The 21,832-nt window shown below is 43.5% G+C and carries 14 protein-coding genes and 2 pseudogenes; 10 read left to right on the plus strand and 6 right to left on the minus strand.

All coding sequences use genetic code 11. The features are described from left to right. Window positions 1–4: 4 nt before the first annotated feature. Both H6550_05325 and H6550_05330 read right to left on the minus strand, forming a co-directional pair. Window positions 5–2,791 (minus strand): hypothetical protein, encoded by a 2,787-nt coding sequence (locus H6550_05325; protein ID MCB9045544.1) that lies wholly within the window; start codon window positions 2,789–2,791, stop codon window positions 5–7. 1 nt (window position 2,792) lies between these two features. Next, the gene (locus H6550_05330; protein ID MCB9045545.1) at window positions 2,793–4,517 is read right to left on the minus strand and encodes a patatin-like phospholipase family protein; all 1,725 of its coding nucleotides are present in this window, start codon (window positions 4,515–4,517) and stop codon (window positions 2,793–2,795) included. Between the two features lie 141 nt (window positions 4,518–4,658). Here H6550_05330 and H6550_05335 point away from each other — a divergent pair, with 141 nt between their 5' ends. Next, the gene (locus H6550_05335) at window positions 4,659–5,300 is read left to right on the plus strand and encodes a hypothetical protein (protein MCB9045546.1); all 642 of its coding nucleotides are present in this window, start codon (window positions 4,659–4,661) and stop codon (window positions 5,298–5,300) included. 283 nt (window positions 5,301–5,583) lie between these two features. On the opposite strand, the pseudogene uvrA reads toward H6550_05335, so the two are convergent. Beyond that, window positions 5,584–8,359 (minus strand): annotated as a pseudogene (uvrA, locus tag H6550_05340) (excinuclease ABC subunit UvrA). A 2,456-nt stretch (window positions 8,360–10,815) separates the two neighbouring features. On the opposite strand from uvrA, the pseudogene H6550_05345 reads away from it, so the two are divergent. Next, window positions 10,816–10,943, plus strand: a pseudogene (locus tag H6550_05345) (OmpA family protein). A 189-nt stretch (window positions 10,944–11,132) separates the two neighbouring features. Next, a complete protein-coding gene (locus tag H6550_05350; GenBank protein MCB9045547.1) occupies window positions 11,133–11,390 on the plus strand; it encodes a hypothetical protein in 258 nt (85 codons plus the stop codon). 113 nt (window positions 11,391–11,503) lie between these two features. Here H6550_05350 and H6550_05355 read toward each other — a convergent pair whose 3' ends face one another. Next, a complete protein-coding gene (locus H6550_05355) occupies window positions 11,504–12,340 on the minus strand; it encodes an N-acetylglucosamine kinase (protein ID MCB9045548.1) in 837 nt (278 codons plus the stop codon). Window positions 12,341–12,497: 157 nt separating this feature from the next. On the opposite strand from H6550_05355, the gene H6550_05360 reads away from it, so the two are divergent. After that, window positions 12,498–14,141 (plus strand): S41 family peptidase, encoded by a 1,644-nt coding sequence (locus H6550_05360; protein MCB9045549.1) that lies wholly within the window; start codon window positions 12,498–12,500, stop codon window positions 14,139–14,141. On the opposite strand, the gene H6550_05365 is transcribed toward H6550_05360, so the two are convergent. Continuing rightward, window positions 14,121–14,594 carry a type I restriction enzyme HsdR N-terminal domain-containing protein gene (locus H6550_05365; GenBank protein MCB9045550.1) on the minus strand — a complete coding sequence of 158 codons (474 nt, stop codon included), beginning with the start codon at window positions 14,592–14,594 and terminating at the stop codon, window positions 14,121–14,123. The genes H6550_05360 and H6550_05365 overlap by 21 nt on opposite strands. 50 nt (window positions 14,595–14,644) lie before the next feature. Here H6550_05365 and H6550_05370 point away from each other — a divergent pair, with 50 nt between their 5' ends. Genes H6550_05370 through H6550_05380 form a run of 3 tightly spaced genes read left to right on the plus strand, consistent with a single transcriptional unit; the run spans window position 14,645 to window position 17,601 of the window. After that, window positions 14,645–15,415: an AMP nucleosidase gene (locus tag H6550_05370; protein ID MCB9045551.1), complete on the plus strand. Its 771-nt coding sequence runs from the start codon at window positions 14,645–14,647 to the stop codon at window positions 15,413–15,415. Beyond that, window positions 15,415–17,073 (plus strand): ABC transporter ATP-binding protein, encoded by a 1,659-nt coding sequence (locus tag H6550_05375; protein MCB9045552.1) that lies wholly within the window; start codon window positions 15,415–15,417, stop codon window positions 17,071–17,073. The genes H6550_05370 and H6550_05375 overlap by 1 nt, the downstream gene beginning before the upstream one ends. 12 nt (window positions 17,074–17,085) lie before the next feature. Continuing rightward, window positions 17,086–17,601, plus strand: a complete 516-nt coding sequence (locus H6550_05380) for a hypothetical protein (protein ID MCB9045553.1) — start codon at window positions 17,086–17,088, stop codon at window positions 17,599–17,601. Window positions 17,602–17,606: 5 nt separating this feature from the next. Here the strand turns inward: H6550_05380 and H6550_05385 are convergent, their stop codons facing one another. Then, window positions 17,607–19,544, minus strand: a complete 1,938-nt coding sequence (locus tag H6550_05385) for an Nramp family divalent metal transporter (protein MCB9045554.1) — start codon at window positions 19,542–19,544, stop codon at window positions 17,607–17,609. An 88-nt stretch (window positions 19,545–19,632) separates the two neighbouring features. Between H6550_05385 and H6550_05390 the strand changes: the two genes are divergently transcribed. The 3 genes from H6550_05390 (at window position 19,633) to H6550_05400 (ending at window position 21,805) form a co-directional block, all read left to right on the plus strand. Then, a complete protein-coding gene (locus H6550_05390; protein MCB9045555.1) occupies window positions 19,633–20,013 on the plus strand; it encodes a BlaI/MecI/CopY family transcriptional regulator in 381 nt (126 codons plus the stop codon). Window positions 20,014–20,018: 5 nt separating this feature from the next. Next, complete coding sequence (locus H6550_05395; protein MCB9045556.1) at window positions 20,019–21,248, plus strand: TonB family protein; 1,230 nt, start codon at window positions 20,019–20,021, stop codon at window positions 21,246–21,248. A 263-nt stretch (window positions 21,249–21,511) separates the two neighbouring features. Continuing rightward, window positions 21,512–21,805, plus strand: a complete 294-nt coding sequence (locus H6550_05400; protein ID MCB9045557.1) for a hypothetical protein — start codon at window positions 21,512–21,514, stop codon at window positions 21,803–21,805. The last annotated feature ends 27 nt before the right edge of the window (window positions 21,806–21,832 follow it).

Here is a 21,832-nt window from a genome sequence, read left to right on the forward strand (position 1 = left end):
ATGGTTAAGATTTTATTTTCCAGTCGGCATCACCGTGGGTCAGCAGCGCTAAACCAACCATAATGCCCTCCGATAGTAAATATTGTTTCAGTTTCAGGTTGATGGCGCCGAACTGTGTCTCTTCTGCTGAATACTCTTTCAGCAATTCCACTAGCTTGGTGACTATCTTTGCGGCTTGCCTGCCACGTATCTTGGTAAAATTCGATACCACTATTGCGGCACCGTTGTTTATGAACTGGCTGCTGATGTCAAATCCTGTAGCTTTTATATTACTGCTTTCGCAACCTATCACAATGGCCAATGGTGCGGGCATACCTGCATCAGGATGTATTCGGCTATTATCGAGGAAGTTTTGCAGCAGCAGGTCTTTGTCGCCTATCTCTACAGCCATAGCGTCTGCATCTTCATTTTTTTCTGTATGCACCACCAGTATCAGGCTGTCAGGGTTATGGTTTTTTGTATTGTCTGTCCACTCATTCCATGTGTTCGATGCATATGGTTGCACGTGTGTATGGTCAGCAATTGCTTTGGCTACTTCTGCGCGCAGCCCGGGTTGCGCACCTTCTATTCTCGTTGTCGACGCATGGTTTATTTTATGTAGTATGTTCAGAGTATTCCTTCCGGCAGCGGGTTCTGCTTTTATTGCAAAGTCTGTTCCTCCGGTTGTTTTATCATAAGTATGTCGCTCTACTACTTTGCTGAAACTCCAGAACCCGAAAGGACAAATATGTGGAGCAGGAGATTCACTTTTGTCAAAACAGTTTCTACACTTGCCCTCCTGTAATGCTACTTTCGCATGTTGGCAGAAACCTGCATTCAACGCAGGGGCATTGTCAGTATACACAAAATCAAGCGGGGCAAACTCCTTCCTGTTCGATACGATCTGCAATGCGCCATCAGGGTTCTGTTTCATCAAAAAGTTCACATACAGGTTGTTGCCCTTATAGGCCAGCTTGCGCATCAACGCAACGTTGCTGTCAGCATACAGGTCTTCAGGATGATCCTCTATGTTGATAACGGCGTCTTCTATCAGGTCTTTTATCTCTTTTACCAATTCTTCCAGTCCTGTATTGCCGTTCAGGTTGATGTCGTTTTTATTGCTCGCCTTGCTGTACAGGTCGGCTTTGTCAGTCCCATCGGGCGAATAGTGCATAGATATGCCGAATTCCGAACTGTCATCCAGGTTGCCGAGCCGGGTTCTTGCGCTGAACACCACATTCATTTGTATCGGTGGTACATGTGCGGTATCTCCCTTTTGTTTCACATATGCCTGTATCACGGTCGATTGTATCATTTTGCCTTTATGATAGGCAAAGATTTCCCCCTCAAATATGCCGGCATTTTTATCTGTGGTAAATGCAAAGCCTGCTGTTGTACTGTTGCCGGTGCGGGGCAGGGTTATCTTCGCTTCCTGTATATCTTCACTCCCTTTTGGTTTAAAAACCAGGTCTATAACTTCCTGTTTACTATCCTTGTCTTTAAATATTACATCTGTATCTACAGGCTGAAAGGCAATGATCCAGTTGGCATTGGCTCTGGCAATACGCACCTTCAGGGTATACATCGTATTGGTCTCTAAATGATCTTTACGGTTCTCTTCTGTCTCGTTATCTTCTATTTGAGCCTGCAGGTAGCGTGGCTCATCTTTTGTTTCAGGAGCAGCCTTGTCTTGTTGTTGCTGCTGCTGCTGCTGTTGTTGTTGTTGCTGTTGCTGCTGCTGCTGTTGTTGTTGTTGCTGTTGCTGTTGTTGAGGAGGAGATGCCATTCTTTTTGCAGGTGATGGCATATCATCTGACATTTCAGCGTCGATTTCATGATCGTCGCCCGGAGGTGCCGACTGTGGCATAGGCATGGCAAAGTCGCTCATATCATCGCTCATGGCTTCGGCCATCATTTCTTCCGGCGGTTCAGCTCCGGCAGGTGGCGGGCTGAACATGGGTGGCAGAAAAGTTCTTGGGTTATCTTCGCTATGTGGCCTCAGGTATTCGTTCGGTATGGTGCCATCTTGCTTGATGGTAGAGAAGCGTTGTATGCCGTAATTTGGATACAACTCTTCGGTGATCTTTTTTATTTCCGATGCTTCATCCAGTTCCCGGTCATACCTGAACGATGGAGCGAACTGATTTAAAAGGTCCTTTAATTCAGTTGATGTTATCTGTGCTTTATTGTCGTTCAGCTTGAGCGGGATGTTCAATACAGGGTTGTCTTGCTGTATATCATCCAGGCCGGTTATAATGGTTTCTACTACATGAGACAGGCGTGCGTTATGTTCAACACTGCTGTCATAGTAGAACATACCATCAGTAATTGTAGCCTCAAGTGCTTCCACTACATTCTTGTTGTGTGATAGTTCTCTTATAAATTGATGAAACCAGTCTGTATTATAGGTACGGTCCACAGAACAGATAAATACGCCCTTGGCCAGGCTGATATCAGCAAGCTGCCGCATTTCCGCCCAATACCAATCGTCATAATGATGTATGTTATAATTAGGGTCAAGTATTATGATGATCTCCGGGTAAGGGAATTTATCCAGTATCTTAGGAACATCTGCAAGCGCGTCATCTACGCCTGAAAGACATAGCAATATGTTACTGAAAAACTCTTTTTGGGTATCGGGTACCAGCGTTTTATGATTGCGTATGAGGCCGAATTCAGACTCAGGTATTTGCCGATATTTATCGATGAAATCGTCGGTACCATTGCCGGACACATACAAGCTGAATGGCCAGGCCCATGTATACGGCAGTACCGGTGTGAGGCTATTATTCCTTTCGCGTTTCTGTATCATATCAGGCGTTTTTAACGTTTGCCATTTCGGTTACCATAAACATAGGGTCATCTTTAAATCTGTGCCAGTCAGCCAGGCATTGAACGTAGAGGTTATTCAGGTCTTGTTGTGTCGTTTCTGGTAATTGGTCGAAACCGCTGTTCTCTTCAAATTTCACCTTCTCTAAATATTCCAGCATATTATAACACATGGTAAACTGGCCTGTGGCTATCAGCTTGTTCAGCATTTCATTCAGTTGCTCATCTTCTTTGAACCACAGGGTAGTGCCGAAACCCGAGGCTTCTTCTGCCACATCATTTATCTTGCTGCCCACTACGGTGTCATAGTCGCCTGAAAAAACGCTGTTCTCTTTCATCGCATTGTTCTGGTTGTCTTCTGCCCTGCGTTTCAGCTTTATGTCGAAATCCATTTTCGTCATTTCTTTTATCAGGTTCGATATCCTGCGATAGGTATAGCGGTCATCCTCGTACAGTTTGTAGTAATTCAGCCTGCGTACCACTTTCAGGAACACGTCCATCAGTAATGTTATCAGTGAATTGAGCCTGTCATGCAGCAGCGGCTCAGCGCGGTGTACCGATATCTCTTCTATTTTCAGCAAGCCTAGTTTCTGCCGGTAGAACTCAGGTATGTTCTGTGTGAAGGAAGATGTAAAACTGTTTACTTCTTTGTTCAACCTGCCTGTAACGAAACTCTTTACAACCAGCAAAACGATCATCATCATAGATATGCCTATTGATACACCGGTCCACATACTGTTAGAATAACCATTCAATATTGGCAGTGCACCAAAGACTAACGCAGCGCATATCAAACCAATATTTATTTTAGAGCTGATACCGTTTGTCTTTTCCTTCAGTCCTTTCAGCGTAAGGCTGCGTGTACCCTTTTTCTCTTTCGGCACAAATGGTTTGTAGCTTTCCATATAGGGCGATGCCACATCAGATATGATAACAAGGTCGTAATAAGGCAGCTCATCATTTCTTCGATAGTTCAAAATGCTCTCAATGCCCTGGTTGTCATATATACCGCCGTCCATTACACCAACTGGGGTAGCCGTTGCAGCAAATTTTTTCAGTTCGGGCGAGTTGGCATGCACGTAATCATGCGGCCACACCATTGGTTCAAAACCTCCCGGGAAACAGGCAGAGGATGCTATTACATCGCCCAGCTTTATTTCCTGCGATAACTCGTGCGGCACCTGTATCTCGTGGTTGCCCGTGTAACCTTTACCGGCATTCCGGAACCTGAAATTGATGGCATTCTGAAACTCTGTACTGTTGAACACTACATATTCCAGGTGCGACTTCATCGTGTTGAACTCTGCCAGCGTAGCACCCTGTGCAAACTCTTTGTCATACAACTCGGCAAAAGCATTGATCAGGTTTTTATGCTTGGTGGGTGTTGCCCACTGCGCATCAGGATTCAGTTGTTCTATACCGGCTTTTACAAGGTCCAGGTCATTCAGCTTGTCTGCAAGAAAATGATATATCTCTTCAAATGATTTTCCCTGTTGCTTTTGCAGGGCATACACCACACCTGTTATCGTTCCGCCCGATACGGTGGATATGGTCTTTACATTTTCCAGTAAGGGCTTGCCCTTGTATTGTATCCTATGTAGGTACGACATAGAACCCAGGTGAAAACTGGCGGCACGGTATCCGCCGCCTGAGCAACTAAGTGCAATTCTCTCTAAGGGATTCGCCGGTATTTGTGCAGAAGTCAGCATGATATGATTATAGTTTTGTGATGACAAATCTTGTTATATGTAAAGAAAGGGTATTTGTATGGGTAAAACAACGTGAAAAACACCCTGTCGTGACTAATTAGTAATAATATCGTAATTTCATATTACTTATAATTGCTCTGTATGAAAAAGACGATACTCACGCTATGCTGCATATGTATTGCAGCCATTTCCAAGGCGCAAACCGATCCTTCACGGCTCAACCTGTCATTTAACTTCATGACCTTATATGCGGGCACACCGGAGACACAGGTAGCATACTTTATCAACAAATATGTGGGCGCATTTTTTGCAACAGGATATACATGGTCGCCCCGTCACAGCATTATACAAATTGGGGAGCGGGCAGACCTGATGTCGCTCCATGGTGCATACTGGAAATTCGGCCTGGTGGGCAGGCTGCCGCTCCGGCAGAGTAGGACAACGCCATGGCTGCGGGTAGCATATGTCGGCTCTCAATATGATGAGGAGCTGGAATCAAAAGCATATTATGCCGGCAGTGGCACCGTGATAACAAAAACACATCTTTCAGGTACTACGCATGGTTTTGCGGTGGCGCCGGGTGTAGATATTCGTTTGGGGAAAAAGTTTGATCTGCGGGTGGGCTATCAGGTGGGCTATTACAAAAGAGGAGATAGTTTTGGCAGCAGAGATATGGATTACCAGCCCGGCTTTGGCGCCGTGTCGGTCATGTTGCCTGAGCAGGTAATTGCTGGCTTTAATTACCGCATAGGCAGCATAAAACAAAAGCTACCAAAAGAATGATTTATGGTCAAAATTACGTATATTTGCATATAATTAGCTATGTAAGTTAATGCACGTTCTTTGACATCATGGAAACAAAAAGGAAACAAAACAGGCTGCACGGATACACTGTTTATGTATGACGTTTTTTTACTTACCAATATGCGCTTTCAAACGTATGTTGTATAGATGATTGTATGTCAATTATTTGTAAAAATTAATAGTAATTGCATGCAATGATATCGCTTAACATTACTTAACAAAACTTAACAAACGGGTATTTGTGTAATGTATAATCGCCGCATCAGTATTTTAGCTCTTCTTTCAGGAATCTGCCCGTGTGGCTTTCTTTTACTTTGGCAATGTCTTCGGGTGTGCCGCTGGCTACTACTTGTCCGCCACCGTTGCCGCCTTCCGGGCCCATGTCCAGCACATAGTCGGCTACTTTTATCACATCCATATTGTGTTCTATCACCAGTACGGTGTTGTTGCGCTCTACCAGCCTGTTCAGTACCGCCAATAGGTGCTCAATATCCTGGAAGTGAAGGCCTGTGGTTGGCTCGTCAAGGATATAAATAGTTTGCCCTGTATCGCGCTTGGAGAGTTCTGTTGCCAGTTTTACACGTTGTGCTTCTCCTCCGCTCAGTGTAACGGCGCTTTGCCCGAGGGTTACATATCCCAGCCCCACATCCTCCAGCGTTTTTATACGCCTGTGCAGGAAGTTTCACATTTTGAAGAATCTCCACGGCTTCGCTCACGGTCATATCCAGCACGTCAGCTATCGATTTGCCTTTGTAGCGTATCTCCAGCGTCTCACGGTTGTAGCGCGCCTGCCGCTGCACTTTCGCAAGGTACATATACATCCGGCAGGAAGTTCATTTCTATCACGCATACCACCGCCACGACATTCTGCAACGGCCGCCTTTCACGTTGAAGAAGAAACGGCCCGCGTTATAAACCACGCGCCTTTGGGCTTCGGGTATCTGGAGCGAATAGGGCGCGAGCATCGGTAAAGAACCAACAGGTAGCCGGGTTGTTGCGCGGCGTTCGTCCCATCGGGCTCTGGGTCTATTTCTACTATCATCAAGATGTTCCAGCCCTATTTTCTTTATAGGGCATCGGCTGCTTCTTTATAGTTGGGGTAGCAGTGCTCGCCAGCAGCGGTAAGGCTCGTTAATAAGTGTACCTTACCACTTCCTGAACCTGGCTACACAAAATGAAAAGTACTGCTGAGCGGAAATTCAACTGGACATTTTCAGGTTGTTGCCTGTAACTCCGGTTAGCTTCAGCTTTTGCCGTTACCCTTACGACGTCTCTTCTGGTACGTGTAAGAAGCCAGTTCGTGGTTCAGGTAGCTTGCTGTTTTGTATGTGTTTTTAAACACTTCTTGCTGGAGTGCCCCGGTTCGCTGGGCCATTAATATTGCCACCATGTACCCTGCTGCGGGGCCTATGTCTATCAGGTGGTCGGCTGCCAGCATAATGTCTTTGCTCGCGTTTCACAACCAGTACTGAGTTGCCGTGCCGTCGCGCAGGTTCTGCAGGGCGTATCAGTCGCCGATTATCACGTTGGTGCAGACCGGCGCTGGGCTCATCCATATATGTGATACCTGTAAGTTGAGAACTCCATTCGCGTGGCCAGGCGTGCATTTCCGGCGATTCGCCACCGCTCAATGTACGTGTAGGGCGGTTGATGGTCGCAATGTAGCCCCACATCCAGCAGGAAGGTGTTATTATCGCGTATCTCTTTGAGAATATTCGGTAATAACCTGTTGTTTTTACCTTCGCCTTTTTCCAGCCCATCAAACCAGAAGTCGGCCAGTTGCTGCAAAAAGAAAGGTTGGACAGCCTAGCGATACTTATCGTCTATTTTGGAACCACAGGCTTTCTTTCTCGTCTTGTTCATCGCATTCAGGGCAGGTGTCAGTTGCATATAGCCTCTGCCCAGTCGCGTATGGGCTCCGAAGTGCCCCTTTTGAACCAACGGAGCAGCATATTGACAATGCCTTCATAATTGTGTTCCGTCACCTGATCGGCAAAGTTTACTCCTTATCGCTTGTGCATAGGTAATTACACCTTCTTCATTGCCATACATGTATGTTCAGGTGTTTGTCCGAAGGTCTTTAAATCCCATTTGTTGAGCGCGGTATTTTGTTCTTTTGGCAATGATCGTAGCCTGTTTGATCGTCCAGGATTCGCGCCTTCACCACCCAACGGGCGATACCAATTTTCACTGATGCTCTTGAAGGGTCCGGTATCACTCCTCGTCCATGTTCACCTGGTATACATTGCCCATAGGCCTTACAACGGGGGGCAGGCACCATAAGGAGAGTTGAACGAGAAGGCTGTATTAGGCGATGGTTCTTCGTACGAAAGTCCGGTTTCACCATCAGTTGTTTACTGTATTGTGAGATGGTATCTGTCTCTATATCCAGTATGAACATCAGGTCCCGCCCTGGCGTGCAACGACTTTGCTCTGGCTGATGCGGGCTTTGGCGTCAGGTATCACTATCAGCCTGTCAATGACCAGCTCTATATCATGTATCTTATATCGGTCCAGTTGTGGCTACGCCGTCGGTGGAGCTCGGTTATCTCTGCCGTCTATACGAACCCTCAGGTAGCCCTGTTTGCGCAACTGTTCAAAACAATTCACGGTGTAATGTCCCCTACGACCACGAACTATGGGTGCCAGCAGAACCACCCTCTTATCGGCAAAATGTCTAACATGTGCCATAATCTCCTCCCGCCGAAGCGTGACCATCTTTTTTACCTTTATATATGAGTAGGCATCGGCGGCAGTACGGGCATACAACAACAGGCGCATAAAAGTCATAAACCTCTGTAACAGTACCTACAGTAGAGCGGGGATTACGGCTGGTAGTCTTCGCTCTATGGGAGAGATAACCACGACAAACCTGATATCTTACGCCAACACCAGGTCGCTCCAGGTCGCCATGAACTGGCGGGCATAAGCAGCAAAGTTTTCCATAGCGGCGTTGCCCTCAGCAAACATTGTATCGAATGCTGTGATGATTTACCCGAACCACTTGATACCTATTATCACAACCAATATTCTTGCATACTTACGTCCAGGTTTTTCAGGTTGTGTACCCTTGCGCCGGAAACTTCAATAAACCTTTTGATGGTGCAGCCTGCTTTTGTGTTGCTACAAAATTTGAGGTCTGCAATTTAAACAATGATAACGGGAATCAGTTTTGAATGCGTTTCATTTATTCGTAGTTGTTATTTCCGGTCTATCACATAATTGACCAGTTGACCAAAGCAGCTTGCTGGTGTGTCAGGTATTCACCGAGCAGATCTTAACGCCTTGCCTGATACTCTTTCATTTTCTGAACTGCGTACCTATTCCTGATTGGATGGACATATTGATTACTTCTTCCACCTTCTCACGGTCGGTATTTGATTTTTACAATATAAATGATCTTACGTTTTGTGGCCTTGTCTGAATGCTGCAAGGTGTATATGAGAGGAGGGTCATCTTCTTTCTTTTGATATCTATACTTATTGGCTTTCCGATGTTATCCCGGCCATAGTCAAACAGGTCGTCTCTTGATCTGGAATGCAATACTGACGTATTCGCCGAATTGACGGAAAATTCGGTCACTTTGTCATCTTGTGATGCGGAAAGCTCCGAAGGAGTAATACGCTGGAAAGTGAAGATGTTCTTCCTTTAATAATATCGAAATATGTTTTCTCCTCAATATCAAGCTTTTGTGCTTTTCCATTTGTAGCACCACCTCACTCATCTTTAACAGCGCGTGAAGGATCTTAAGTATCTGGTAATTCATCGTTTCAGCGAAAGGAGAAGCCCTTAGAGAGTGGGGGCCATCGCCGACTAATACTGCTACCTTGTTTTCCATAAAGCATTACGTAGGTGCCATGCCTTGAGCATTGAGTTATCCACACAACGTCATCGTACAAGAGTGGCTGTATGCGTAAATTCAATGAGTGAAGCAGCCTGTGGCTACGGGTCATGAATAATCATGATATCTGCGCACAGCAGTACGAACATTATCGCATTTGTTTTCCCCTTACGTTTGGTTTATGTCTCATAATCCTGTCCAGTAAAGGGTTTGAGCCCTTTACATGTTCAGCAAATTTTTTTCAAACAGCGCTAATTCAGCCTGATAACCTTTTTGACCTGTTCCATTTGAACGAAAGGATAACCTAAATTAACAAAATTATCCTTGTTTTTTGCGGTAAAAGTAGTTCTTTGATGTATAAATAGGTGTTTTTGAACAAAAGTGCATTAATTTTATTTTTTGTTCTTTGCTTTTTTAAAAGCTTAGCTGCTACCTTTGCTTCACCTATTTATTTAAAATGCTAAGCTGTTCAAAGAAAATAATTAATAAACAAATCTGTTATGGTCAACAAAAAGTACCTTTTTGCTAGCTGGAGTATGTGTGCTGTTTGCTGCACAGCTTATTGCTTGCTCATAGGAAAGTTCAGAGGCGCGTAATGGTCAGTCGCGATATGACATATCGTGGTGAGAGCACATGTCCTGACTCGAACCATGTTCCCCTGATACCGCATGAATCAACATCGTAAATTCTGAACAACCACGCTTTCCTGCAAAGCCTCGCAACATTGTGGGAAGTTGCGTTGGTGGTGGTTTGTTAATGTATCCGCGACGTTCCAACACAATTTTTGGCGGAACAGCGTGATGGCGGCTTCGGTTTACCGCGCTCACATCTGTAAGTCTGGGGTTATTTCTATTTCTACCAGGCTGCAGTATAACTACGGCGTAGCAAGGGCCTCGCTTTGCAGGAGACAGAAATTACAGGTGGAATCCGCATGGATGCATAATGACATTGCGGCCGTTCCCATTGCCAAATCCCGTTCCTCAGAACTACCGTATCGATCCTGATATTCTGAACCATAGGACGGGAAGCTCACCAGTTGAACCTGGACCCGATGGGTACTATCAATACTATTAAATTCCACAAGGCTCGTAAGCAGGTGTAAGCATGCTTTGTTAGGTTTGGGTGCTATTGCTTTCAACACTCAAAGTTGACGCATTGGATGCTAACTACCAGAGGTATGATTTGACGCCATCACTGGGTGGCGCTATCAACACGCCTCAGATAAACTGAAACCGTAAGCAGATCAAAGAATCTCTCAAAGCAGGTATGGATGGTACCTTTACGAGACCGAAGTTGAGAATGAGCGCGATCGTCGTCAGCCCAAGTATCTTCAAAACAAAAACATTGAACTTTGCCCAGCTCGGTTTGGGTAATACAGATTCAAACTGAGCAGGCGTATCAACCTGGCTATCGAAGATCGTGTTATACTGCTCTGGGACGAAGACCTGTTGATATCAGTTAAGCACAGCAGATCAGCGGTTCTCCGCTGTCTAACCAGAACGATGGTATCAACTACTTCTGGTCTGAACTTCAACCTGGGTAATAAGCTAAGAGTGTTGAACCTCTGTACTGGTTTTCGGAACCGCTGGATCACGCATACAACGAGCTGAGCTACCCATGTCATACATGATACTGCCTGATCCAAGCCTGCCAGATTCTGACGGCGATGGTATCACTGATCAGTTTGACAAATGTCCTGGTACACCAATGGGCGTAGCTGTTGACAGCCACGGTTGCCCAATGGATACTGATGGTGATATGTTCCTGATGATCGTGACAAGCAGCTGATCACGCCGGACAGAATGTCAACCTGTTGAGCGATGGTGTTGGTAAGTGTCCTGTCCTGATGGTTGCGGTTCCCCATGGCTCCCTGCATGGTAGCATCGGTGCTTGCGAGCATCATTCACAGGTAGCCTTCAAACATTGCTCCATCTGCACAAGCTCAATTCGTCGTAAGCCTTGCTGCTCAAATGATGGCTAACCCAACTTGTAAAGTGGTTATCATCGGTGCCGGTAATGCAAGCAAAATACAGCAACAACGTTCTTGGGATCGTGTAAATGCGATCATCGAGTATATGAGTGAAAAACATGGTATCGATCGTAACCGTTTCATATTCCAATATGGACAAGCAGGTGATCCGACATCAGTTATGTATCGCTCTGCACTGCCAGGTGAGGAAGGTCCAGCTAACGTAGCTCCTCCGTTCCCGAACCTGAGAAGGAACTAAGGCATAACAGAAACACTAAATATAAAACCTCCGCTACTGCGGAGGTTTTTTTTATGCTTATAAATATTGTTTGAATGAAGAAGAAGAATAGCTCTTAACAGAACATGAATGTACTAAGAGTGGAACTTGATAAGACCCTTAAGGGGGCTACGTTCTATGCTGCCCAGCGTTAACTCGCACTGCATGCACATGTCGGCTATTACATCTCTGAACTCATAAGCGACAGAGCCTGTAAAGTGTATAGGGTGTTTCCAGCTTTCCCTGTATTTGAGAATATGGTTGTGGAAAAACTCGTTGAGGCTGTCTTCTATAATATTCTCAACCATATAGTGCCCCCGGTTTTCAACCAACAGCCTAACAAAGGTAGCCAGGTATCGGTTGGGGAATGGTTGTTTGTATATATGATTGAGTATAGCGCTGATGTCGTTGCCAAACAGTTGTTCAAATGATGTGTTCAACTCGTCATCAAATGTTTTGTATGCGTAATATCGTAGAATGCGTTTGCCCATATGGTTGCCGCTTCCTTCATCACCTACTACATAACCCAGCGATGCAGTTCTGGCTTTCATTATTTTCCCATCGTAATAGCAGGAGTTGCTTCCAGTGCCTAATATAGCCACAATGCCTTTTTCCTTACCGCACATGCCCCTTGCTGCCGCCATCAGGTCGCTGTGTACCTCAACCTTTCGCGAACCGAAAAAAGCTTTGAGGATCGTCTTAAGTTCATTTTGTTTTTCGGTGCTGCCTGCGCCTGCGCCATAAAAATAAACCTGCTCTGGCCTGTGTTTTTTCAGGTTCAATTCGTGGCTTAAAACAGAATTGATCTCAAACGAGGTTTGCAGGTAGGGGTTGATGCCTGAAGTTTTAACATGTAACGGTTTTTTCGTGGCACCGATCAGGCACCAGTCCGTTTTTGTAGAACCGCTTTCTGCTATCAATATTGAGGCCATATGCTAATGTAATACAGATTTCTTGAACTACATGACAACAGTTGTGTTAAGTAAGATGTAATAAACGATGGGTGATGGTAAATGGTTCATTATTTATAAATATTGATATTATTTAATGATAAATACCCGTTAACTTTGCGGTCACTTTTTAATATTAATGAGCGGAAAAGACGGAAAAGGGATCAAGGTTTGGATACCAATGCTGTTTGCGATCACATTGATCGCAGGCATGAGTATTGGTTTTAAGCTGCGCGACTCATTGAGAAATAAAAGAGATATTACTACCATTATACAGAGAAATGACCGCCTGGAGCAAATAATTGATCTTATTAATGCGCGCTACGTAGACTCGGTTAACGCTAACCTGCTTTATGAAGACGCGGTGAATGGTATTATTCGTCACCTAGACCCACATACGGTGTATATTCCGGCAGATAAGCTACAGTCAGTTAACGAAGAACTGGAAGGTAGTTTCTTTGGAATCGGGGTAGAGTTCTCAATAGTTAAGGACACTATACAAATAACATCAGTAATAGAAGGCGGGCCTGCAGAAGTAGCAGGCATACAGATAGGTGACAGGCTGATAAAAGTAGGTGACAGTGTTGTTGCAGGAACAGGCATTACCTCAACCCGTATCATCAAGATGCTGAAAGGAAAGCAGTTCTCCAAAGTATTCCTGACTATGATGGACCCAGTAAGAGACGAGACCCGCGTAGTGTCGTTAAAGCGTGATGAGATACCCAAATACAGTATAGAAGCGGGAGTAATGCTGGATAGTGTTACAGGTATCATCAAGATCACCCGGTTCAGTGCAACTACCTATGATGAGTTTGAAAAAGTACTGGCAGATCTGAAGAAACAGGGGATGAAAAAGTTGATAGTTGACCTGAGGCAAAACTCAGGCGGCTATATGGAGCCGGCAAAACAAATAGCCGATGAATTCCTTTCCGGCGATAAGTTGATCGTGATGACCAGGGGCATGAACTCTATGGTGAGGAAATATATTGCTGGCAATACAGGCGGATTTGAAGATGGTGAACTGGCTATACTGGTAGATGAACAGTCTGCCTCTGCCAGCGAGATACTGGCAGGTGCTATACAGGATTGGGACAGGGGAGTGATAATAGGAAGGCGCACTTTTGGTAAAGGACTGGTTCAGGACCAGTTCGATCTGGAGGACGGTTCGGCGTTGAGGCTGACCATTGCTAAATATTACACACCTTCAGGCAGGAGTGTACAACGTTCTTTTGAGAATGGCAGAGAAGCCTATAACCATGATTTCATGATGCGGTATGAAAGTGGAGAGTTGACCGGTTATGATACATTGAGTAATCCTGATACAACCAAATACTATACAGCCAATAACCGTGTGGTATATGGCGGGGGCGGTATAACACCTGATGTGTATGTGCCATATGATACGACAAAACTATCTACCTCATTGCTCAACCTCATATTCAGTGATAATGTAAAAGCTGTTGTATGGGATTACTATATCAACAACAGGACATCCCTAAAACAGTATAGAACTGTACGTGATTTTGGCAAGGCATTCAGTGCTGATACATTGGTACAAAACTATATCAACAGGCAGGACAGGCAGACGAAGAAAGTGGTTGAAATGATGCTGAAAAAAGAAAGATACCGTTCTTTTTTTGCATTGCAGATGAAAGCGCAACTAGCAAGGATGCTGTTCAGGGATAACGGGTATTACAGTATATCGTATAAGGATGATAATATGGTGGCTAAAGCACTTGAGATATTCAATTCCAATGTTTACTCAACTATTGTATCCCGGTAGTTCATTCAGCCATTGTATTGCCGTAATATTAACGGCATCTGCACAGTAGTGTGTATGGCCGTTACCAACCAACCAGTATTTACACTGCAGGGTATTATTATAGTTGAGTAGTTGATACAATGTTTTTTCATCTACAGTTACATCAGGTGCTTTACATTCTGCCAGTAACCACGGTTTATGTTCACGGTTGTACACGACAATGTCAAACCTTTTGTCCATGCTTCCGACAAGGATCTTCTTTTCCACTGCTATAAGTGAAGCCGGATATCGCATGTACTCAATGAAATATTGCAATAAAAACTGGCGTACGTGTTCTTCAGGAGTAAGCACTACCCATTTTTTTCTAATCGGGTCGAATACGAGTGTTTTACTGTTTTCTTTTTTCAACCTCAACGATATGCCTGTAAAGTCTATTTGCAACATCAGCGCAATAATAGTAATTAATGGCAACATATGATATGCAATATCCGTGGTCAAATCCGTAACTTTAATATAGTAAGTATATGAAAACAAAACAGGAAATAGTAGCCAACTGGCTGCCTCGATATACAGGTCAACCACTAAAAGCTTTTGGAAAGTATATTTTGCTGTGCAATTTCGGGGGATATGTATTGAAATTTGCCGAGATGCATAAGGTTGAGGTAATAGGAAAGGATAAGCCTATGCAGTGTGCTACTGCCGAAGGTATTACCATCATCAACTTCGGGATGGGGAGCGCAAATGCAGCTACGGTTATGGACCTGCTTTCTGCCATAAAACCGAAAGCGGTACTATTCCTGGGTAAGTGCGGTGGATTGAAAAAGAAGAACAAAGTAGGCGACCTGATATTGCCTATAGCGGCCATTCGAGGTGAAGGCGCTAGTGACGATTATTTTCCTAAAGAAGTACCTGCACTTCCTGCTTTCGCATTGCAAAAGGCCATTTCAACTACCATACGCGATCATGCAAAGGATTACTGGACAGGTACTGTATATACTACCAACCGAAGAGTGTGGGAACACGACACTGTATTTAAAGCCAGGTTAAGAACCATGCGTGCTATGGCGATAGACATGGAAACAGCAACTATATTTTCAACCGGCTTTTATAATGAAATACCTTCCGGGGCTTTGTTGCTGGTATCAGACCAGCCAATGGTTGCAGAAGGTGTAAAAACGGATAAAAGTGATCTGGGTGTTACGAAGAAATTTGTTAATATACACTTGCAGATAGGTATTGATTCGCTGAAACAACTGATCAACCAGGGCCTTACTGTAAAACACCTTAAGTTTTAATGCAGGAAAGAGACCGCATATTATCAGTAAACAACCTGAAGATATCTTTCGCAGGTGAACAGGAATTTATTGCGGTAGAAAATATCTCCTTTCATATTGATAAAGGAAGAACGCTTGCCATAGTAGGAGAAAGTGGTTCGGGGAAGTCGCTCACCGCATTGTCTCTGATGGGATTATTGCCACCAGGTGCAAAGCAGGAAGGAATAATAGTGCTTGCTACAGCGGATGGTACACAAGATATTTCAACTAATGCTGCAACACTTCGCGGAAGTGCAATAGGTATGGTGTTCCAGGAACCTATGAGCTCGTTGAATCCTGTGATGCGGATAGGAAAACAGGTGACTGAAGCTATCATGTTGCACCGGGCTGTGAGTGAGCAGGAAGCGAAAACGATAGCTATTGATTGGCTGAGAAAAGTGAAGCTGCCTGAGCCGGATAAAATATACAATCGTTACCCCCACCAATTATCTGGCGGGCAGAAACAAAGGGTAATGATAGCCATGGCTATGTGCAATAATCCTGCATTGTTGATAGCTGATGAACCTACTACCGCATTGGATGTTACCGTACAGAAAGAAGTAATAGAACTGATGCGTGTCCTCCAGAAAGAAGAAGGTGCTGCTATGGTATTCATCACGCACGACCTGGCATTGGCTGCACAAATAGCGGATGATGTATTAGTGATGCAGCAGGGTAAGGTAATGGAGCAAGGACCTGTAGATAAAGTTTTACAACATCCGGAACATCCTTATACCAAAGCATTATTAGCTTGTCGTCCATCTGCTGAACATAAAGGTAAAAGACTGAACATAGTAGCAGACTTTTTAGACGGCGATGTGCAGGGTAAGTCTGTAGAACGATATGATAATACGATTACTGACATCCCTATACTGGAAGTGAATAAGCTTAAAGTATGGTTTGAGACAACGCATAACTGGATGGGCAGAACAACAGGCTATTACAAAGCAGTTGATGATGTCTCATTTGTATTGAAAAAAGGTGAAGTACTTGGATTGGTTGGCGAGAGTGGTTGCGGTAAGAGTACAATCAGTAAAAGCCTGGTAGGATTGTTGCCTGTGCATGAAGGACAGGTAATGTTCAACGGTAAGGACCTTGCAACGATACGGCAGAAAGAATGGCGCTCTGTACGCAAGGATATACAAATGATATTCCAGGACCCGTTCGCATCGCTGAATCCGCGTATGAGTGTTGGCGATATGTTGATGGAGCCATTGGAAGTGCATCATATTGTCCCTCGTACTGAACGAAAAAAAGAAGCCCAAAGACTGTTGGATATAGTACAGTTGCCGGTTGATAGTGTGCGCAGGTATCCGCACCAGTTCTCTGGTGGACAAAGACAACGCTTAGGGATAGCAAGAGCTTTAGCCGTACGCCCGAAATTGTTGATATGCGATGAGAGTGTTTCCGCATTGGACGTAAGTGTACAGGCACAGATACTGAACCTGCTGAAAGACCTGCAAAGTGAGTTTGACCTCTCTTATTTATTCATCTCTCACGATTTGAATGTAGTACATTATATCAGCGACAGGGTGATGGTAATGCAAACGGGTAAAATTGTAGAAACGGGTAATGCGGAACAGGTGCTAAAGCATCCGGCTAATGACTATACGAAGAAGTTGATAGAGGCTATGCCGTAAAATGATATAAGTATGATTAAATTTTATGATTGCTATTTGAAGGCAATTGGTTTAGTTACAGGTTATTTTATGGATGCTCAATCTGAACCAGAGATATTATCCTATGCTGAGAATGTTCTTGAGGTTAAAATTACATGTTGGGAGCAAGATGAAAATGAATTGAATGGGATTAAAGATGCTGATTATTCACTGCAGATAAAATTTATAAATGTTATAGGGTACCAGGTATTGGCCGCAGAACTCCCTCCATACAGGTTAGATTCTGAAGGACATGATTTGCCTCCTTTTATTTTTGAAATCGATTACAACTCAGGCAATCTCTTAAAATTAATGCAGCGCTCATCAGAGAGCTGGTATCCTAAGCTTATTGAAATTCATGATCCTACTCTTTGGTATGCGTTGTTTTGGCGTTGGAAGCCATGGAAAAGAAAAATAAAATTACCTCCAAACTCTAAGAATTACCTGATTTGCGGACATGATACTTATATGGAAGTTTTAGCAGAGTCCTTTGAAGTTCAACAAAAATGATTTTCTTATCGTGCAATAAATACCGGTATCTCCACCATGTGCCTTACCTGGTTGATGGTTTCTCCGAATATCCAGTCTTTTAGTGTTTTGTGGCCATGGCTACCTAATATCAGCAGGTCGCAGTTGTTTTCTTTTACTATGCGTGCTATTTCACCAGTACGGTCTTTAAACCCAAGTATGCCTTCAGCTTTCAGATTTTTTTCATTAAAGTATTTCAGGTACCTGTTCAGTACTTCTTTGTCCTTTATAGTCTCGTAGTCTTTAGCCATGTCTTCCATAACACGTGCCTGCGCGCTTTCTACTACGTGTATCAAAACATATTCTGTACCAGCATTACCCAATTGCATGGCATAGCGTACCACCTTCATATCCTTGTCGCTGTAGTCCAGCGCAAGTGCTATTTTTTTGAATGGTTCTGATATAATATCCTGCAATGCTTCTGTTTTTATTTCTTCGTGTATGTTGATGCTTGCCGCTTCTCGTGTTTGCAATATCATTGGGTACACAAGCGTAATAATAAGTAAAGCCAGCAGACCCAGAGAGCCTGCAATGATAAGTATGCTTATCCATATGTTGTTGGCATCAGCTATCCATTCCACCGCAGTATCATATACCAGCTTCAGGTTTAAAATTACAATGATAATAGCGATAGTCCATGCAAGAGATTTTACTAATGGTTTGATAGCAAATACACCCATGCGTTTTTTATCACTAACAAAATGTATCAATGGTATTACGGCGAATGCCAGTTGCATACTCAAGAGTACCTGGCTGAATATAAGCATCTCATCTACCTTTTGCTCACCGGTATATAGTATTACGATAACAGCGGGAATAATAGCCAGCATACGTGTCAATATCCTGCGCATCCAGGGGCTGATACGAAGGCGAAGGTATCCTTCCATAACTATCTGTCCGGCAAGTGTTCCCGTTACGGTTGAGCTTTGGCCGGCAGCAATTAAAGCAATAGCAAACAGGTGAGATGCCCATTTACTACCCAGCATAGGTGCCAGCAAGCGGTGTGCATCTTTCAACTCTGCTACATCAGACATGCCTGCTTTGTAGAATACTGCTGCTGCAAGTACCAGGATGGCAGCGTTTACAAAAAAAGCCATATTCAGTGCTATCGCACTGTCAGCTATATTAAACCGTATAGCTTTTTTTACTGATTGTTCATCATGATCTACTTTTCGTGTTTGTACCAATGCTGAGTGCAGGTATAGGTTGTGTGGCATTACTGTAGCCCCTATGATGCCTATTGCAATATACAAAGCGGCACTGTTGGGGATAGTAGGTACAAAGCCTTTAGCCAGTTCGCCCATATCAGGTTTTGCAAAGAACATTTCTACCAGGAAACAACCACCTATTATAGCTACTAATGCAATGATGAATGCTTCCATTTTGCGCATACCCAGTTTCTGCAAGTATAGCAACAGTATGGTATCGAGAAATGTAAGCAGCACGCCCCATAATAAGGGGATGCCGATAAGCAGGTTGAGGCCTATTGCCATACCTAACACTTCGGCAAGGTCGCAGGCGGCAATGGCTATTTCTGCCAGTATGTATAAGGCAAAGTTTACACTACGTGGGTATACTTCACGATTGCACTGTGCCAGGTCCTTGCCTTGTACGATACCTAAGCGAGCACTTAAGGACTGTAATAACAGTGCCATTAGGTTACTCATCAGTAATACCCATATCAACTTATACCCGAATTGCGATCCACCTGCCAGGTCTGTAGCCCAGTTGCCGGGGTCCATATAACCTACGCTTACAAGGTAAGCAGGGCCAAAGAAAGCTACCAGCCTACGCCATCTTCCATTGGCTTTCGATGGGTCTACACTTTCATGTACTTCACTTAGAGATTTATGTGAATTATCAACGTTCACTTGTTGCCTAAAAATAATTTTAGGCAAATCTAAAACATTTGATTCAATTGTCATGTTAATATAAAATAATTTTATTTCAACTAAAAAATTAGTTTTAAAACTAAATAATTAGTAGGTTTACTAAAAGTTTAGTTTTAAAGCTATGAAGAAGGAGTTCAAACCACTGACCAAAGCCGAAGAAGAAATAATGCAGGTGCTATGGCTACTGGAAAAAGCATTTGTAAAAGATGTGATAGACGAGTTGCCTGAACCCAGGCCGCATTATAATACGGTAAGTACTATTATTAAGATATTGGAAGATAAGGGCTTTGTTGAGCACGAAAGCCTGGGCAAGTCTAACAGGTATTATCCGCTAGTGGCTAAAGAAGAGTATAGCAAAAAAAGTATGAACCAGTTTGTAGGGAAATACTTTGAAGGTTCGTTCGCCAATATGCTTTCATTTTTTGCAAAGGAAAAAAATATAAGTGTAAAAGACCTGGAGGAGATACTTGAAATAATGAAAAAGCAAAACACTAAAAAGTAAACGTTATGCTGTATATCATACAAACGATAGTTTATACAGGGCTGATGTTGGCTATATACTTGTTGCTGTTGGGTAATAAGCCTATGCATAAATTTAACAGGCTATACCTGTTATCAACAGCCGTATTGCCTCTTGTGTTGCCTATGCTGAAATTGCCTGAAGCATACAGGCCGCAACAGGTTCCGGGGAGTTTGTTCACAGGAGTGTTGCCTGAGGTTGTGATAAATAGCGGTAATAATGCTACTGCTGTTTCTATACCGTTATGGGCGACAATTGCAATGGCTTTGTACTTGTTGGTTGCTGTTGCTTTCCTGTTGCCCGGATTATTGTCGTATGCCAAAATGAGAAGGATAATTGGTGAAGGTGAGAAAGAAAATAAGGATGGATATGTATTGCTGAAACAAACCGGGTTTGGTCCGGGGAGTTGGGGCAGGTATATATTTCTGCCTGAGGGAGATGTGGATGAAACCATTATTGAACATGAAAGAGTACATATAGCATTACACCATAGCCTTGATATTATTTTCATAAGTATCATGCAAGCTGTAATGTGGCCTAATGTATTTCTGCATCTGCTCAGAAAGGAACTGGTGCAGGTGCACGAGTTCCAGGCAGATGCCGCAATAAACATGGAGGCGGCAGATTATTCTGTCTTATTGTTGTCCTCTTTGTTCCATACTGACAAATTATACTTAACTCATACATTTATTGATCATCCTATAAAAAGAAGAATTATGATGTTGCACAAAAACAAGACAACCGCAAAGCTGAGAGGTGTAGTAGCCTCCTTAGCTGCCACATGCCTGCTGGCCTGTATCATTACCATGCAAAGCTGCGAACGGGGGCAGACAGAAGTGAGAAAGGAACCCGTACTGGCATTTACAGCCAAGATGCCGGAACCGGGTTACGATGTTTATGAATTCCTGGCGAAAGCGGTTAAGTACCCGCAAGAGGCAAAGGATAAAGGTATTGAAGGCAGGGTAGCTATAAAATTTGTGGTAGATAAGACCGGTAAGATAAGGGATGCGGAAGTAGCCAGTAAAAAGGCAGACCCGATATTAGCGCAGGCTGCAATGGATGCCGTTGTTCAATTTCCTGACTGGACCCCGGGAGAAGATTCGACAGGTAACAAGGTACCTGTTTACTATACTGTTCCTATTACTTTCAAGTTAGAACATGATGATACTGTAACGAGGCAAGACGGGGTAGTAGATCGTAATGTATCGGATAAATAAAACAAGATGGTATTATGCATAACAGTACTACCCGGTCACCCGAAAATAAAATTAAGAAGTAATATTCCTGTATAAGTTCTATTATAAGCCTCCCTGTTACGGGAGGTTTTTTATTGTGTTATTCTGTCATTTCGTATCTTGCCGCCCGTTATGAGTAAGGAAATTGTCAACTCATAGGATGCTTTACTGGTAGTTGTATAGTTATTATTTAATTATATTCTCAGATTGTATTAAAAGTTGTCTTTCGCAAATACACACGATTTATGTCGATAAATTTTAAGATAGCGGTAGATGATATTTTTACTTATGAGCAAATTCCGGATGATACAATCTTAAGAGAGGATATGTATCAGGCAACCTTTGAACAATATGTAGTTGATTGTGGATGGTATGAAACTGATGAAGGCGGAACTTTTATTACTTATCTGATAAAAGATTTTGATTGGGAGATGCCTGTAATCAAGATCCTGACTAAGGATTTTGAAAATGCTAAATGGAGTATAAATGTTTGTAAAGAGTACCTGGAGAATTTATTTTCTGTAAATGGTGCTAAATGAAACAAAAACTAAATTGAGACACAACTT

The sequence above is a fragment of the Chitinophagales bacterium genome, assembly GCA_020636495.1.
In the GTDB taxonomy this organism is placed as follows: domain Bacteria; phylum Bacteroidota; class Bacteroidia; order Chitinophagales; family Chitinophagaceae; genus UBA5543.